This window comes from Cupriavidus mimosae (genome assembly GCF_023952485.1).
GTDB lineage: Bacteria > Pseudomonadota > Gammaproteobacteria > Burkholderiales > Burkholderiaceae > Cupriavidus > Cupriavidus taiwanensis_C.
Window position 1 is genome coordinate 208,027 of sequence record NZ_JALHRY010000003.1, and the last position, 15,877, is coordinate 223,903.

Here is a 15,877-nt window from a genome sequence, read left to right on the forward strand (position 1 = left end):
TCAGGTATTGGCGGGCTTGGCGGCGTTGGCGTGAGCGGCGCTGGCCGAGGACAGGCCGGTGCCGCGGCCGCCGTTGTTGGCGGTGATGATGCGCGCGATCAGCTGGTCGGCATCCTGCGCCACCTTGTCATAGACGTCGGTCTGCATCGGCCTGGCCGGCGCGGCGGCGGCCATGGCGGCGCCTTCCTCGCGGCGCACGTCGACCTTGACCGTCATCGACAGGCCCACGCGCAGCGGATGGTCCTTGAGCTGCTGCGGGTCCAGCGCGATGCGCACCGGCAGGCGCTGCACCACCTTGATCCAGTTGCCGGTGGCGTTCTGCGCCGGCAGCAGCGAAAACGCCGAGCCGGTGCCGGCCGAGAAGCCGGCGACCTTGCCGCGATATTCGACCCTGGAGCCATAGACGTCGGCTTCCAGCGTCACGGGCTGGCCGATGCGCATATGCGTGATCTGCACTTCCTTGAAGTTGGCGTCGACCCAGACCTGGTCCAGCGGCACCACCGCCATCAGCGGCGCGCCGGCGGCGACGCGCTGGCCGACCTGCACCGAACGCTTGGCGACGTAGCCGGTCACCGGCGCTGGCAGCGCCGAGCGCGCGAACGACAGGTAGGCCGAGCGCAGGTTGGCGGCGGCGCGCTGCACGTTGGGGTGGTTCTCGACCGTGGTCTGGTCGGTCAGCACCTTGTTCGATGCCAGCTGCTCGCGCGCGGCCAGCAGCGCCGATTCGGCGCCCTTGAGCGCGGCTTGCGCGTGCGAGATCTCTTCATTCGACACCGCGCCCGAGCCGGCAATGGCCTGGCGCCGGCGCAGGTCGTCGCGGGCCTTGGCCACGTCGGCCTCGCGCAGTGCCACGTTGGCGGCGAGCGAGCCGTTGTTGACGTACAGCGTGCGTACTTCGCGCACGGCCTGGGCCAGCTGGGCCTCGGCCTGTTCCAGTGCCACCTGCGTGTCGGCGCGGTCGAGCTGGATCAGCGGCTGGCCAGCGGTCACCAGCTGGGTGTCGTCGGCGGCGATCGATACCACCGTGCCGGCCACGAGCGGCGTGACCTGGACCACGTTGCCGGCGACATAGGCGTCGTCGGTGCTTTCGAAATGGCGTGCATACAGCCCCCAGTACACGCCGTAGCCGATGCCGGCGACCGCGATCGCCGCGCTCAGCGACAGCAGCATGCGCTTGCGCTTGCCGTTGGGTGGGGTGGCCGTGGCTTGCTGGGGGGTGTTGGTGCCGGCCGCTTGCTGGTTGTTGCTCATGATGTCTTCTGGATAATCTTGTCTGCGTTCACCGGGTGCGCGGCTCAGCCGCGGGCGCCCGCCTGGGTGTGGTGCGGTTGCGGCGCCTGGTCGTGGGCGACGCTCTCGTGGCCTTCGGCAGGCTCCTGGTAGCCGCCGCCGAGCGCCTTCATCAGGCCCATCTGCAGGTCCAGCCGCCGCGCCTGCAGGTCAGTCGCCAGGCGGCGCTGCTGCAGCACGTTGCTTTCCGCGTTCAGCACGGTCAGCTGCGTGCCCAGCCCGGCCTTGTAGCGCATGGTGGCCAGCGCGTAGGCATGCTCGGCCAGGTCCAGCGCTTCGCGCTGGGTCTGGATCTGCTTGTCGACGCTGCGGATGCTGGTCATGGTGTCGGCGGTCTCGCGCAGGGCATCGACCAGCGCCTGGTTGTAGTTGGCCACCGCGATGTCGTAGCCGGCGTACTTGCCCTTCAGGTTGGCGCGCAGCCTGCCGCCCTCGAAGATCGGCAGGCGCACGGTCGGACCGATGCCGAAGGTGCGGCTGATGCCCATCAGCAGGTTCGAAGGATCCAGTGCGGCCAGGCCGGCAAAGGCGCTCAGGCTGACGTCGGGCAGGAATTCCTTCCGGGCGACGTTGATGTCCTTCGACGCGGCCTCGACGCGCCAGCGCGCCGCGACCAGGTCCGGGCGGCGGCCCAGCAGGCCGATGGTCAGGTTGTCGGGCAGCGTCGGCGTGGCCTGCGCCAGCAGCACCGGGCGCTGGATCTGCAGGCCGCGGTCCGGGCCCTTGCCCAGCAGTGCCGCCAGCTGGTTGCGTGCCAGCGCGATTTCCTCGTCCACGCGCTGAAGGTCGGTCTGCGAGGCGGCCACGGTGCCGCGCGCCTGCGTGGTTTCCACCTGGGTGTCCAGGCCGGCCGCCAGGCGCTGGCGCGACAGCTCGGTCAGGTCACGGCGCTGGGCAATGGCGCGCTCGGCTACGTCGCGCTGAGCGTAGAGCGCCGCCAGGCGCGCGTAGTTGCGCGCGATCGAGGTGGCCAGGATCAGGCGCGAGGCCTGGCTTTCGGCTTCGGCGGCGCGGTCGTCGGAGAGCGCGGCCTCGAGCGCGTCGCGGTTCTTGCCCCAGAAGTCGAAGTCATAGGACAGCCCCACCTGCAGGCGCGACTGGTTCTGCCACGAGCCCGCCAGCGGCGTGCCTTCGAACAGGTCGGTTTCGGACAAGCGCTGCCGGATCAGGCTGCCTTCGAACTCCACATGCGGATAGAGCGCGCTGCGGGTGGCTTCGGCCATGGCGCGCGAGGCTTCCACCCGCGCGAATGCGGCCTGCAGGCTGGGGCTGTCCTTGACCGCCTCATCGACCAGCGTGCTTAGCTGCGGATCCTTGAACTGGGCGACCCAGTCCTGCGTAGGCCATTGCCCGTGTTCGCCGGGCAGGGTTTGCGAGGTGGCCATCGCGGCCGGATCGGCCATGGTCTGTGTGCTGTGTGAATTGCCAAGCGCCGCACAGCCTGCCAGCGCCGCGGCCGCGATCGCGGTTAGCGCCAGCGTGCCGGCTTGGCGCGCCAGCTTGCGGGAGCTGGCAGCCTGGGTAAATCGGAAGGAAAGAGCTGGTTTCATGGTGTTGCTCCGTGGCCGGAGCCATACGTTTTCTACGGGCTGCTGACGGTGTCCGGCCGGGCCGGCCGACGCGGGCTAACTGGCGTTGCTACCCGGTGTTGTCGATGACCCGCCGCAGCATGCTGCGCAGCAGCTGGATTTCGGCCTCGGAGAAACCGCGAAAGTGATGCGCCAGGACCTTGCAGAAGATCGCCGGCAATTGCCGCACCAGTTCCTGGCCTTGCGGCGTCACCGACAGGTCGACCACGCGGCGGTCGGCGTCGCGGCGGCGGCGCTCGATCAGGCCGCGCTTTTCCATGCGGCTGAGCAGCCGCGTGACCGAGCCCATGTCGGTGTTCAGTTCGCGGCCCAGATCAGTGACGGTCGAGGCGCGGCCGGTGGCCAGCATCATCAGACAGCTGGCCTGGGCGTGGGTGATGTCCAGGCTGCTGACCTCCTGCTCGACGCCGTGCGCCAGCATGTTCTTGGCGCGCTGCATCAGGTAGCCGACGCTGTCGCACATCTGGTACTGGGCGGGATCGAACGCGCCGGCTGGAGGGGTGGGCGGGGCGGGCGGGACGGAAGCGGGTGCTCGTGACATCTTTGCCTTTGCAATCTTTGCTGAGGCAAATATATGTTCACGTTTAACGATCCGCAAGAAAGGAAATTGGTCATTGCGAAATCCGCAAATATTTTCCCGATGCCAGAGGCGGTTCCGGTCAACGCTTCTTGCGCCGCAACATGCTAGAATGTTGGGTTACCTCAGATTCTCCGGCCCTCCTTGCGAGGGCCCCGTTCTTAGCGAGACGCAGCAATGACCCGCGCCATCCGAAATATCGCCATCATCGCCCACGTCGATCATGGCAAGACCACCCTGGTCGACCAGCTCCTGCGCCAGGCAGGCACCTTCCGCGACAACCAGCAAGTCGCCGAACGGGTGATGGACTCGAACGACCTGGAAAAGGAACGCGGGATCACGATTCTCGCGAAGAACTGTGCCGTCGAATACAACGGCACCCATATCAATATCGTCGACACCCCGGGCCACGCCGACTTCGGCGGTGAAGTGGAGCGCGTGCTGTCGATGGTCGACGGCGTGCTGCTGCTGGTCGACGCGGTCGAGGGCCCGATGCCGCAGACCCGCTTCGTCACGCGCAAGGCGCTGGCGCTGGGCCTGAAGCCGATCGTGGTGATCAACAAGATCGACCGCCCGGGCGCGCGACCGGACTGGGTCATCAACCAGACCTTCGACCTGTTCGACAAGCTGGGCGCGACCGACGAGCAGCTCGACTTTCCGGTGATCTACGCCTCGGGCCTGAACGGCTACGCCGGCCTGACCGAAGACGTGCGCGACGGCGACATGAAGCCGCTGTTCGAGACCGTGCTCGACAAGGTGCCGGTGCGTGACGACGACCGCGACGGTCCGCTGCAGCTGCAGATCATCTCGCTGGACTACTCCAGCTACGTCGGCAAGATCGGCGTGGGCCGCATCTCGCGTGGCCGTGCCCGTCCGCTGCAGGACGTGGTGGTCAAGTTTGGCCCGGAAGGCAACCCGATCAAGGGTCGCATCAACCAGGTGCTGAAGTTCCAGGGCCTGGAGCGCGAAATCGTGCAGGAAGCCGAAGCCGGCGACATCGTGCTGATCAACGGCATCGAAGAACTGGGCATCGGCTGCACCGTGTGTGCGCCCGAGGCCCAGGACGCGCTGCCGATGCTGAAGGTGGACGAGCCGACGCTGACCATGAACTTCTGCGTGAACACCTCGCCGCTGGCCGGCCGCGAAGGCAAGTTCGTCACCAGCCGCCAGCTGCGCGAGCGCCTGGACCGCGAACTGAAGTCCAACGTGGCGCTGCGCGTGGCCGATACCGGCGACGACACCATCTTCGAAGTGTCGGGCCGCGGCGAACTGCACCTGACCATCCTGCTGGAAAACATGCGCCGCGAGGGCTACGAGCTGGCCGTGTCGCGTCCGCGCGTGGTGTTCAAGGAAATCGACGGCGTCAAGTGCGAGCCGTATGAGTTGCTGACCGTCGACGTCGAAGACAGCCACCAGGGCGGCATCATGGAAGAGCTGGGCCGCCGCAAGGGCGAACTGCTCGACATGGCGTCGGATGGCAAGGGCCGCACCCGCCTCGAGTACCGCATCCCGGCCCGCGGCCTGATCGGCTTCCAGGGCGAGTTCCTGACGCTGACGCGCGGCACCGGCCTGATCAGCCATATCTTCGACGACTACGCACCGGTGCGCGAAGGCGGCCTGGGCGAGCGCCACAACGGCGTGCTGATCTCGCAGGACGACGGCGACGCCGTGGCCTACGCACTGTGGAAGCTGCAGGACCGCGGCCGCATGTTCGTCAAGCCGGGCGATGCGCTGTACGAAGGCATGATCATCGGCATCCACAGCCGCGACAACGACCTGGTCGTGAACCCGATCAAGGGCAAGCAACTGACCAACGTGCGCGCCTCGGGTACCGACGAAGCCGTGCGCCTGGTGCCGCCGATCCAGATGTCGCTGGAATACGCGGTGGAATTCATCGCCGACGACGAGCTGGTCGAGCTGACGCCCAAGAGCATTCGCCTGCGCAAGCGCCACCTGAAGGAGCACGAACGCAAGCGTGCATCCCGCGAAGGCGCGTAACGCCTGAGCGTTGAAGCTGGTCACAAAAAACCGCGCCTGCCAGGCGCGGTTTTTTATTGCGGGTCCGGCAGCGTCGCCGGCACGGCGGCGCGCGGGCTGCGCCATTCCGGCGGCTTCCACAGGTAGCGCAGGTCGCGCTCACGCCATGCATCGGCAAACATGTCGCGCCATTCGTGGAAGGTCAGCGTCAGCGGATCATGGCTGCGCACCTGGCGCGTAATGCCATAGACCGGCGCCTCGCGCTCGGGGACGAAGGTGCCGAACAGGCGGTCCCAGACCGTCAGCACGCCGGCATAGTTGCGGTCGAGGTACTGCGGGTTCTTCGCGTGGTGCACGCGGTGGACCGACGGCGTGTTCAGCAGCCGCTCGACCAGCGGCCAGCGTTGCCCCAGCCGTGTGTGAACAAAGAACTGGAAGCCCAGGTTCAGGCCCACGGCCAGGATCACCCACTCCGGCGGGAAGCCAATATACGCCAGCGGGATCCAGAACAGCCACATGCCGGACAGCGGATACGTCAGGCTCTGCCGGAACGCGGTCGAGAAATTCATGCCCTCCGACGAATGATGCGTTACGTGCGAGGCCCACAGCCAGCGCACGCGATGGCTGGCGCGATGGAACCAGTAGTAGAGGAAGTCCTGCAGCAACAGCAGGAGCGCGAATGACCACAGCGTCTGCGGCATGGCCTGCAGGCCGTGCTGGTAGCACCACGTATAGACGGTGCGGACCATCAGCCAGAGGAAGAACGCGTCCGAGGCCTGGTGCATCAGCGCCAGCGCGGCGTTGGAGAGCGTATCGCGCAGGCTGTAGACGGCTGGGTCGCGGCGCGCCCAGTACCACGCTTCGGCGCCGATGGTCAGCACGAAGACCGGCGCGAAGGCCAGCAGCACGAGTCCGGGATCGAGCGATGCGGTGTTCATCCCGGCAGTGTGCCTGTTCGCCATGAAATTGCCACGAGGGCTTCCTCCAAACGGTGGCGCTGTGTGTCGGGTGGGCCGCTTCCGCCACTTGATGACGATGATGTACTGCCACGCATTTCTGTCACGCGTGTGAAGGCCATCAATACGGGTAAAGGATGCGGCGCCGGCGCCGTAGTTGGACAGGGCAGCGGCGCGGCGCGCCGCCTTCATTCAGTTTCCTCATTCCTCCCGGAGCCTCATCCATGTTCAGGAACACGACCATCGGCGCCAGATTGTGGTTTCTCACTATCGTTACTAATTTGTTGTTGCTGATTGTCGGTGCCGTCGGCTGGCTTGGCATGTCGCGCAGCAACGAGGCCACGCACCAGATCTACGAGCAGCAGCTGTCGGCCGCGGTCCATCTGGCCGAGGCGCGTTCGAACCAGTTGCTGGTGCGCGTGCTGCTGGACCAGGCCACCTTTGCCGCCGATCCGGCCGACGCCAAGGCACGCGCCGCGACCGCGGAAGGCTTTGCGCGCGATTCGGAGCGGGCCTGGAAGGCCTATCTCGCGCTGCCGCGTTCGGCCGACGAAGCGAAGGTGGTCGAAGACGTTACCGCCAAGCGCGAAGCGCTGTTCAGGCAGGGTGTCGCGCCCATGATCGCCGCGCTGCATGCCGGCGATCGCGATGGCGTGATGAAGGCGGTGCTGCAAACCATTCCGCAGCTCGATATCGCCTTCACCGCCGTCAACACCGAGCTGAACAAGCTGCAGGTGGCCAGCGCGAAGCAGGTCTACGAGGCCTCGCAGCAGCGCTACCGCAACCTGTTCATGCTGTCCGTGTGCGTGCTGGCAGCGGGACTGGTGTTCAGCACCGTGGTGGCATGGCGCCTGCGCCGTTCGATCGTGCAGCCGCTGGATACGGCGATTGCGCGCTTCGAAAAGATTGCCGGTGGCGACCTGAGCGTTGCCGCTTCCGGTGGCGAAGTGCGGGCCGGCGCAGCGCTGGCCGACGAAGCGGCGCGCAGCGAGACCGCGCGCATGCTCGGCATGCTGGGGCGGATGCAGGCCAGCCTGGTGACGATGGTGGGTGATGTGCGCGGCGGTGCCGACTCGATCGCCGCGGCCAGCAAGCAGATTGCCAGCGGCAATGCCGACCTGTCGCAGCGCACCGAGCAGCAGGCGGCGTCGCTGGAGGAGACCGCTTCCAGCATGGAGGAGCTGACCAGCACCGTGCGCCAGAATGCCGACAGCGCGCGCGAGGCGCGCGCGCTCGCCAGCGATGCCGCCACCCTGGCCGGGCGCGGCAGCGATGCGGTGCTGCGCGTGGTCAATACCATGCAGTCGATCGACGCCAGCTCTGGCAAGATCGTCGACATCATCGACGTGATCGAGAAGATCGCGTTCCAGACCAACATCCTGGCGCTGAACGCCGCGGTAGAAGCCGCGCGTGCCGGCGAGCATGGCCGCGGCTTTGCCGTGGTGGCGGGCGACGTACGCGACCTGGCGCAGCGCTGCGCCAGCGCTTCCAAGGAAATCCGCGCGCTGATCGGTGCGTCGGTGGCCAATGTGCGGGAAGGCTCGGGCCTCGTCGATGATGCCGGGCGCGCGATGCAGGACATCGTCGATGCGGTGCAGCGCGTCAGCGCCATCATCGGCGATATCAGCGCGGCCTCGGACGAGCAGTCCAACGGCATCGAGCAGGTTAACGTGGCGGTGTCGCAGATGGACAGCATGACGCAGCAGAACGCGGCGCTGGTGGAGCAGGCCGCGGCCGCCGCGGCATCGCTGGAAGAGCAGGCGCAGCGGCTTACCTCGCTGGTGGCGACGTTCCGGCTGGTCTGAGCGGGCGGGGCGCATGCCTGCCCGCATGCGCCGCAAGCTGCTCACGCGCGTGCGCCTGCCAAGGTGACTGGCGTAAAATTGCCAGTTGCATTGGAGGAGTACGACATGACTGAATTCGTCACGACCGAGGTCCGCGGTGGCATCGGATACCTGACGCTGAACCGCCCGCAGGCGCTCAACGCGCTGTCGCTCGACATGATCCGCGCCATCACGCAGGCGCTGCAGGACTGGGCCGCCGCGCCCGAGGTGGCTGCCGTGGTGGTGGCCGGTGCCGGTGGCAAGGCGTTCTGCGCCGGCGGCGACATCCGCTACTTCCATCAGGCCGCGCATGCGGGCGATCCGCTGCTCGACCAGTTTTTCGTTGAGGAATACGCGCTCAATTTCCTGATCCACCGTTACGCCAAGCCCTATATCGCCCTGATGGACGGCGTTGTGATGGGCGGCGGCATGGGCATCTCGCAGGGCGCGCGCCTGCGGCTGGTCACCGATCGCACCAGGATGGCCATGCCCGAAACCAATATCGGCCTGTTCCCGGATGTGGGCGGCGGCTGGTTCCTGGCGCGCACGCCGGGACGCATCGGCGAATACCTGGGCCTGACCGGCGCCGTGATCCACGCCGCCGACGCCTTGTACGCCGGCCTGGCCGATGCCTACCTGCCCGTCAACCGCCTCGCGGAACTGGTCGATTCGCTGCGCGCGCAGCAGTTCGCCAGCGGCGATGCGGTGCTGGCGCATATCGAAACCTTCACCGCCCCGCATCGCGCTGATTGCGTGCCGGCGCAAAGCACGCTGGCCGGCCTGTCGGCGCAGATCGAGCAGCTGTTTGCCGGCAACACCGCGCTGGACATCCTTGCCGCGGTCAGCGATGCCTCCGGCGACTGGGCCGCGCAGACCGCCGCCATGCTGCGCAGCCGTTCGCCGCTGATGCTGTGCGTGACGCTGGAGCAGATCCGCCGCGCGCGCAACATGTCGCTGGAAGACGAGCTGCGCATGGAGCTGGACATGATGTACTACGTGTTCCGCAAGGGCGACGGCGTCGAAGGCATCCGCGCGCTGGCGGTGGACAAGGACCACAAGCCGCGCTGGCAATACGCGCGGCTCGACGAAGTCAGCCGCGAGAAGGCGCTGTCGTTCTTCGACAGCCCATGGCGCCAGGAGGAGCACCCGCTGGCGGCACTGGGCAAGCCTGCCTGACATCGTTGCACGGGACGCGCCGGCGCCGACTCGGGTAGAGTGAGGGCAGGGTCTGGTGCCCGCGCACGACGATGCCGCGCGCGGACGCCGCCTGTGCCAATCCGTCCACACCGTCAAAGGAGCCGCAATGAGTGATCCTCGTGATGTCGTTGTACTGGTGGGAAGCCTGCGCAAGGAGTCATACAACCGCAAGCTGGCCAAGGCGCTGATCGCGCTGGCGCCGGCGCAGCTCAGGCCGGAAATCGTCGAGATCGGCGGCCTGGAGCTGTACAACCAGGACCTCGACGACAAGCCGACCCAGGCCTGGACCGCGTTCCGCGACCGCATCCGCCGCGCCGACGCCGTGCTGTTCGTGACCCCGGAATACAACCGCTCGGTGCCGGCGCCGTTGAAGAACGCCATCGACGTGGGTTCGCGCCCCTATGGCAGCAGCGTCTGGGACAGCAAGCCCGGCGCCATCATCAGCGCATCGCCGGGCGCCATCGGCGGCTTCGGTGCCAACCACCATCTGCGCCAGTCGCTGGTGTTCCTGAATATCCCCATCCTGCAGCAGCCGGAGGCGTATATCGGCGGGGTCGACAAGCTGTTCGACGAGCAGGGGGGTATTGCCAACGAATCGACCAAGGGCTTCCTTGGCAAGTTCTTGACTACGTTTGCGGCGTGGATCGAACGGAACGCGCCGCGCTGAGGGCGTGCAGCCTCAGCTTCCGAGCGCCGTGACCGAAAAGCAAAACGGCGCCTGAATCAGGCGCCGTTTGCAGGGAATTCTGGGGTGGCTGATGGGACTCGAACCCACGACGACAGGAATCACAATCCTGGACTCTACCAACTGAGCTACAGCCACCGTAGAGGTCATCAGCGAGGCGCTGATCGACGAAAAACAAGATTATACAAACAGTTTTTCGAGATGGCTAGTATCCCGCACAAAAAAATTTGAGGGACATCGTCAGGGTCGGGATGGGCTCCACTTGGCCTCGAGCAGCACCGCCTGCTTGATCGCGGCGATGGTTTCGGCTTCGGTATCGAACTGGCCCAGCAGCCGGCGCGACTTGCCATTCAGCACGGCTTCCTGCAACGCCTTGCCCGCGGCTTCAGAGGTGCCGGGGTGCCAGCAGTAGCGCGCGGTCCATTTGCCATCCTGGAGTTGCTCGGCCACCCAGATCACCCTGAAGTCTTCATAGACCACGCCGAACGGCGCTTCCTTTTCCACGTTGTCTTCGTCCATGCTGTCTCCCCTGCAGGCACGGCCCGCATACGGTGCCGATCTCGCCTGAGGAGCGTGCGGAAATCGTATCACGGGTGCTGGATGACTTCCGACCACGCCCGCCAGGCAAATATGCTGCGGACAGCCCCTACCTCTGCAGGGTTCATGCGGCACGTGCCCGAAGCGATACTCGATTCCGAGGGACATTGACCCCCCCTCGACCTTCCCGTCAGGCGGCCCGCCCCAGGGGCCGCCTGCCTCTTTTTCCTTCCCCGCTTTCCTTCCCGCACCTAACGTTTCCATGCCGCACCATGCCTGCGATGGAACCTCCCGGCCACGCGCGAGCCCAACCGACGTGATCGATGCAGGGAACAGGCCATGCAGAACAAGTGTAGATGGACGGCGAGGATTCTTGCGGTGGCGGCACTGGCGGCCTTGCTGGGCGGATGCGCTGCGGGTGGCGGTGCCGACGGCAGGGAATCGAGCATCACGACTTACGGCACGCTGGACATCGGTATCAGCCATACGCGCTAGCCCCGGCGACGCGCCTCCAGCGGAATCAATTTTTGCGTGAGCGATGGAACGCTTGTCCGGGAGGCTGGTCGAATCGGTTCGTCCAGGTGGTACCGGTTGAGCGCGCAAAAAAAGAGTCCGCAGCGCGGACTCTTAACTTTAGCGATCTCAAATGCCCTGAAGGCCGTTGCACTGTAACTGCCGTGCGGGCAATGCACCATTCGGGTAAACGAAGAGCGATGCCGCAAGCGCGAGATCGCCAACGAAAAAAAGCCCGCCGGAGCGGGCTAATAATCAGTTGAAGAAAGCCCTGTATTCGAGGGCAGGCACAGTGTAAGAAAGTGCCCTGCCTCAGCGAATTAGGGGAATCCCTTTCCGGACGCCGGTTTCCGGGCGATCCGGCATCTCATGTGCGGCGCGCGGAACCCGCGCGCCGCCATGCATATTTTCACCATTCGAAGTTAGAACGCGGCCTCGGCACGGCACGCGGCCGTGCGCGCTTACGCGGCCAGCGGCTCTTGCGCGTGCGGACGCAAATGCGTGCGCGCCTCTTCGAACAGCGCATCCACGTCGGTCCGCGTGCGCGCCGCATGCATGCGCCTCGCATCTGACAACACGCGGCGCCAGCCACGTCCGCCGGCGATGCCACGATGCAGGCCGAGCATGTGCCGTGTCACGGCACCCATGTATCCGCCTTGCTCAACGCAGTCGCCGATATAACGCTGCATCGCCAGTTCGACCTCGAGCCGCGACGGCACCGGCGCGCTGGTGTCGCCATAGAAGCGCGCGTCCATTTCCGCGAGGATATACGGCTGGTGATACGCCTCGCGTCCGATCATGACGCCATCGACGTGCTCCAGATGAGCGGCGATTTCGTCATGGCTCACGATGCCGCCGTTGATCAGGATCTCGAGCTCCGGGAATTCGCGCTTGAGCTGGTACGCCACCTCATATCGCAGCGGCGGAATCTCGCGGTTTTCCTTCGGGCTCAGGCCCTTCAGGATCGCATTGCGCGCGTGTACGATGAACGTGCTGCAACCCGCCTGCGCCACCTTGCCGACAAAATCGCGAACAAAATCGTAGTGCTCGATCTTGTCGATGCCGATGCGATGCTTCACGGTTACCGGAATCTCCACCGCATCGCGCATCGCCTTCACGCAGTCCGCCACCAGTTGCGGCTCCGCCATCAGGCAGGCACCGAAGGCGCCGCGCTGCACGCGCTCGGACGGGCAGCCGCAGTTCAGGTTGATTTCCGCATAGCCCCACTGCTGGCCCAGCTTCGCCGCCATGGCGAGGTCGGCCGGCTCGCTGCCGCCCAACTGCAGCGCGACCGGATGCTCGGCCGCATCGAAGTCGAGGTGGCGCGGCACGTCGCCATGCAGCAGCGCGCCGGTGGTCACCATCTCGGTATACAGCCAGGTGTGGCGGCTGAGCTGGCGATGGAACATGCGGCAATGACGGTCGGTCCAGTCCATCATCGGCGCAACCGAAATGCGGCGGGGATTTACGTTCATGGGATACGGCAATTGGGTGCGGGTCGGCCGCGGCAGCAGGCCCCTGAGAATGGCGCGGGGGCATGGGCAGGTCACTGCACCCCTGCAGGGGCCAAGCGGGGGCGGGCCAGCGAGAAGACGTGAGTATAGGCTACCGCACCGAGGTCTGCTGCGCCACGATCTAAGCGGAGCCATAGCGGCTGGCCGGCAAAATTCGCTGGACTGCTGTGCTCCGCGCGCAGGCGCACGCCACCCGCCAGTGGCTGGATATGAAGCTCGGCATGTTCGCGGGTCGATGCCGAAGGCATTCCGATGTGAGTATTGGAAGCGCTACGGGGAATGAAGAGAAGATCGAGTGCAAGCGCCGGTGAGCGCCTTGCCGTGCCGAACGCCGCTGCTGGCTAATGGCGCAAAAATCGAGATAGCGCCTGGCCCGCGCGCAGGGTAAAATCCGCACCTGGCGCCCGCAAGACCCGTACGAAGACTGTGAAAATTTCAGCGCTAGTGCGGAACAATGCGAAGCCGAAAGCGTTGATTTCAATGGGGTCAGTAGTGGGATCGAGTCCCATCCAGCCACCCCAAGCATTCTCCAGAACGGTGCCTCTCAAGGGCGCCGTTTTGCATTCCCCGGGGGCGGTATGTTGGTTCGAACGGTACTGATTGGCGCAGCGATGGCAACCATGGTGGCAGGGTGTGCCACTGGCACTTCGGAGAAGGATGTCCGCGCTCGCCCGCCGATGCGGCTGTTTACGCCGGTCAAGATGGCCGAGGTCGCGAAATGCCTGCGCAACAATCTGGGCGATGAGGCTACGCTGGTCCAGTTGCCGGCGAAAAACCAGACCGAGATCCGTATCGGCCAGAGCGCGGCAAGCGGTGAATATCAATACGCCTACCTGATCTCTCTGACGGCACAGGCCGATGGCACTGCGCTGGAATTGCGCAAGACCGATACCTGGTTTCCCCAGCTGACGCCGACGGAACTGGAGGCCGAAGCCAAGGCCTGCGCGCGTAGCTGAGCGGGGCAGAGGCCCGGAGACACGGCAAGGGTCTGCCGATATCAGTCAGGCGGCCAGCTTTTCGGTGGTTTCAAGTTCCAGCATGCGGCAAATGGCCGCCATGCTGCCGACCATGGTGCGGCGCTGCGTGCCCTGGTAGACGCGTACGCCCTTGCTCTGGCGAAACGGCACGGGCTTGACCGGACGGCGGGCGGCGACGTGGTGGATTTGCGGCATGGTGGCACCTCTTTTTGGGCAAAGCGGGGTCAACACCCGGCAAGCCGGGCGGCGTCTGCAAAGCAATGGAAGCGGGTGGGCCCGCGCAGGGCGCGTGCCTGCGATGGTGCCCGGCTAGAAGCCGGAAGAGCGGATCAGCCCGACGGCGATGCCTTCCAGCGAGAACTCTTCACCGGGTTCGACGATGATGTTGGTGAAGTCCGGGTTCTCGGCAATCAGTTCGATATGGCCACCGCGCCGCTGCAGGCGCTTGACGGTGACGTCGTCGCCCAGTCGCGCCACCACGATCTTGCCGTTGGCGGCCTCGCTGGCGCGGCGCACGGCGAGCAGATCGCCGTCGAGGATGCCGGCGTCGCGCATGCTCAGCCCGCGCACGCGCAGCAGGTAATCCGGTCGCTCATCGAAGACCGAGGCATCGACCTGGTACTGGCGATCGATATGCTCGGCGGCCAGGATGGGGCTGCCGGCTGCGACGCGGCCCACCAGCGGCAGCGTCAGCTGCATCACGCCAGCCATCGGCAACGAGAACTGGTCCGGCAATTCCGAATCGCTGCGCGAGACCTTCAGTCGGATGCCACGCGACGCGCCCGGCGTCAGTTCGATCACGCCTTTGCGGGCCAGCGCCCGCAGGTGTTCTTCCGCGGCATTGGGCGAGGAGAAACCGAACTCCGCTGCAATTTCGGCGCGGGTAGGGGGGAAGCCGGTACGGCGGATCGTGTTGCGGATCAGATCGAAAATCTGCTGCTGCCGGGGTGTCAGGGTCGCCATGGGATCGCCGTTCCGTGCAGGGCCGCCGGGCTGGATAACGGGAGTTCTGCTTCGTTATCCAGCATCCGGCGGGCCGGGCACTGTATGTTTAAACAGTATGCTGTGATTTTATACAGTATCGGCGTCAGTGCAAGCAGAATTTTGAGGCGTATCGCATGGACGTCGGCCAATGCCTCTGATTGCGGCTGCGGCAGGGCGCGTGCGCCCGCTACAATCGCCTTTCCTTTGTCCAGAACAAGATCCTTGCGCGCTCCCATGACCCAATTGCCTCGCATCGTCGTATTGGCCACTGGCGGTACCATCGCTGGCGCGGCCGGCAGCGCCGCCAGCAGCGCTCGCTACCAGGCGGCGACCGTGCCGGTGTCCTCATTGCTGGCTGCGGTGCCGCCGTTGCAGTCGGTGGCCCGCATCGAGGCCGAGCAGGTGGCGCAGGTCGACAGCAAGGACATGACCTTCGCGCTGTGGCAAACACTTGCGGCGCGGGTCGAGCACTGGTCGGCGCAGCCTGACGTTGCGGGCATCGTAATCACGCACGGCACCGACACGCTGGAAGAAACCGCGATGGCGCTGCACCTTACGCAATCGTGCCCGGTGCCCGTGGTGCTGACTGCGGCGATGCGTCCGTCGACGTCGCTGTCGGCGGACGGGCCGCTCAACCTGCTCGATGCGGTGCGCGTCGCCGCTTATCCGGATGCGCGCGGCAAGGGTGTGCTGGTGGTGCTGAACCAGCAGATCCACGCGGCACGCGACGTGGCCAAGATGCATACGTCGGCGGTCGATGCCTTTGTCTCTCCGTGCGGGCCGCTGGGGTTCGTGCAGGACGACTACGTGCGCTTTGCCCGGGCGCCCCGCGCGGCTGCCCCCATCGGCCCGATGCCGGCAGGGTGGCCGGTGGTAGAGATCGTGGCCAGCTACGCTCAGCCGGGGAGGGCGGTGGTGGATGCGCTGGTGCAGGCCGGCGCCGCCGGGCTGGTCGTCGCCGCGACCGGCAATGGTTCGATCCATGAGGTGCTGGCAGAGGCCCTTGCCGACGCCGCCGCAGCCGGGGTGGCGGTGGTGCGCAGTTCGCGTACCGGTGCGGGGCATGTGGCGATCCCGCCGCAACCCACCCCTGCCGACGGTCTGTTCGTGTCCGCGGCTGACCTCAACCCCTACAAGGCGCGCGTGTTGCTGATGCTGGCCCTGGCGGCGGATGCCGGGCTGGCGCGCGACCCGGCGCGGCTGCAGGCGGTCTTTGCCGGTGCCTGATTTGTCCGTGAAATCAGCGGCTTGCGTTGCT

At 66.1% G+C, this 15,877-nt stretch carries 16 protein-coding genes and 1 tRNA gene; 7 read left to right on the forward strand and 10 right to left on the reverse strand.

What is annotated here, in order from left to right; translation table 11 throughout:
* From MKD50_RS07315 to MKD50_RS07325, 3 genes are all read right to left on the reverse strand, one after another.
* Nucleotides 1-1,251 carry an HlyD family secretion protein gene (locus tag MKD50_RS07315; RefSeq protein WP_252666742.1) on the reverse strand — a complete coding sequence of 417 codons (1,251 nt, stop codon included), beginning with the start codon at nucleotides 1,249-1,251 and terminating at the stop codon, nucleotides 1-3.
* Between the two features lie 44 nt (nucleotides 1,252-1,295).
* Nucleotides 1,296-2,840 (reverse strand): efflux transporter outer membrane subunit, encoded by a 1,545-nt coding sequence (locus MKD50_RS07320; protein ID WP_252666743.1) that lies wholly within the window; start codon nucleotides 2,838-2,840, stop codon nucleotides 1,296-1,298.
* 88 nt (nucleotides 2,841-2,928) lie between these two features.
* Nucleotides 2,929-3,420, reverse strand: coding sequence for a MarR family winged helix-turn-helix transcriptional regulator (locus MKD50_RS07325; protein WP_252666744.1), 492 nt, complete (start codon nucleotides 3,418-3,420; stop codon nucleotides 2,929-2,931).
* Nucleotides 3,421-3,633: 213 nt separating this feature from the next.
* On the opposite strand from MKD50_RS07325, the gene typA reads away from it, so the two are divergent.
* The gene (typA, locus tag MKD50_RS07330; protein WP_115703553.1) at nucleotides 3,634-5,454 is read left to right on the forward strand and encodes a translational GTPase TypA; all 1,821 of its coding nucleotides are present in this window, start codon (nucleotides 3,634-3,636) and stop codon (nucleotides 5,452-5,454) included.
* A gap of 53 nt (nucleotides 5,455-5,507) precedes the next feature.
* On the opposite strand, the gene MKD50_RS07335 is transcribed toward typA, so the two are convergent.
* On the reverse strand, nucleotides 5,508-6,371 hold the full coding sequence (locus MKD50_RS07335) for a sterol desaturase family protein (protein ID WP_240074647.1): 864 nt from the start codon (nucleotides 6,369-6,371) through the stop codon (nucleotides 5,508-5,510).
* A gap of 242 nt (nucleotides 6,372-6,613) precedes the next feature.
* Here MKD50_RS07335 and MKD50_RS07340 point away from each other — a divergent pair, with 242 nt between their 5' ends.
* From MKD50_RS07340 to MKD50_RS07350, 3 genes are all read left to right on the forward strand, one after another.
* Nucleotides 6,614-8,194, forward strand: coding sequence for a methyl-accepting chemotaxis protein (locus tag MKD50_RS07340; RefSeq protein WP_252666745.1), 1,581 nt, complete (start codon nucleotides 6,614-6,616; stop codon nucleotides 8,192-8,194).
* A 105-nt stretch (nucleotides 8,195-8,299) separates the two neighbouring features.
* Complete coding sequence (locus MKD50_RS07345) at nucleotides 8,300-9,388, forward strand: enoyl-CoA hydratase/isomerase family protein (protein WP_252666746.1); 1,089 nt, start codon at nucleotides 8,300-8,302, stop codon at nucleotides 9,386-9,388.
* 127 nt (nucleotides 9,389-9,515) lie between these two features.
* On the forward strand, nucleotides 9,516-10,076 hold the full coding sequence (locus MKD50_RS07350) for an NADPH-dependent FMN reductase (RefSeq protein WP_252666747.1): 561 nt from the start codon (nucleotides 9,516-9,518) through the stop codon (nucleotides 10,074-10,076).
* A gap of 80 nt (nucleotides 10,077-10,156) precedes the next feature.
* Here MKD50_RS07350 and MKD50_RS07355 read toward each other — a convergent pair.
* A tRNA-His gene (locus MKD50_RS07355) sits at nucleotides 10,157-10,232 on the reverse strand.
* A 102-nt stretch (nucleotides 10,233-10,334) separates the two neighbouring features.
* On the reverse strand, nucleotides 10,335-10,613 hold the full coding sequence (locus MKD50_RS07360; protein ID WP_252666748.1) for a hypothetical protein: 279 nt from the start codon (nucleotides 10,611-10,613) through the stop codon (nucleotides 10,335-10,337).
* 357 nt (nucleotides 10,614-10,970) lie between these two features.
* On the opposite strand from MKD50_RS07360, the gene MKD50_RS07365 reads away from it, so the two are divergent.
* Nucleotides 10,971-11,126: a hypothetical protein gene (locus tag MKD50_RS07365; RefSeq protein WP_252666749.1), complete on the forward strand. Its 156-nt coding sequence runs from the start codon at nucleotides 10,971-10,973 to the stop codon at nucleotides 11,124-11,126.
* A gap of 479 nt (nucleotides 11,127-11,605) precedes the next feature.
* On the opposite strand, the gene dusA is transcribed toward MKD50_RS07365, so the two are convergent.
* The gene (gene dusA, locus MKD50_RS07370) at nucleotides 11,606-12,619 is read right to left on the reverse strand and encodes a tRNA dihydrouridine(20/20a) synthase DusA (protein ID WP_252666750.1); all 1,014 of its coding nucleotides are present in this window, start codon (nucleotides 12,617-12,619) and stop codon (nucleotides 11,606-11,608) included.
* 650 nt (nucleotides 12,620-13,269) lie between these two features.
* On the opposite strand from dusA, the gene MKD50_RS07375 reads away from it, so the two are divergent.
* On the forward strand, nucleotides 13,270-13,614 hold the full coding sequence (locus tag MKD50_RS07375) for a hypothetical protein (RefSeq protein ID WP_231942128.1): 345 nt from the start codon (nucleotides 13,270-13,272) through the stop codon (nucleotides 13,612-13,614).
* A gap of 45 nt (nucleotides 13,615-13,659) precedes the next feature.
* Here MKD50_RS07375 and MKD50_RS07380 read toward each other — a convergent pair whose 3' ends face one another.
* The 3 genes from MKD50_RS07380 to MKD50_RS07390 all read right to left on the reverse strand — a co-directional run bounded on the left by MKD50_RS07380 (nucleotide 13,660) and on the right by MKD50_RS07390 (nucleotide 14,855).
* Nucleotides 13,660-13,830, reverse strand: a complete 171-nt coding sequence (locus MKD50_RS07380; protein WP_012353085.1) for a hypothetical protein — start codon at nucleotides 13,828-13,830, stop codon at nucleotides 13,660-13,662.
* A gap of 114 nt (nucleotides 13,831-13,944) precedes the next feature.
* Nucleotides 13,945-14,598: a transcriptional repressor LexA gene (lexA, locus tag MKD50_RS07385; RefSeq protein WP_115703541.1), complete on the reverse strand. Its 654-nt coding sequence runs from the start codon at nucleotides 14,596-14,598 to the stop codon at nucleotides 13,945-13,947.
* Nucleotides 14,586-14,855 carry a hypothetical protein gene (locus MKD50_RS07390; protein WP_252666751.1) on the reverse strand — a complete coding sequence of 90 codons (270 nt, stop codon included), beginning with the start codon at nucleotides 14,853-14,855 and terminating at the stop codon, nucleotides 14,586-14,588. Before MKD50_RS07390 ends, lexA begins: the two co-directional genes overlap by 13 nt.
* Here MKD50_RS07390 and MKD50_RS07395 point away from each other — a divergent pair.
* Nucleotides 14,854-15,846, forward strand: coding sequence for an asparaginase (locus MKD50_RS07395; RefSeq protein ID WP_252666752.1), 993 nt, complete (start codon nucleotides 14,854-14,856; stop codon nucleotides 15,844-15,846). The genes MKD50_RS07390 and MKD50_RS07395 overlap by 2 nt on opposite strands.
* Nucleotides 15,847-15,877 lie beyond the last annotated feature (31 nt).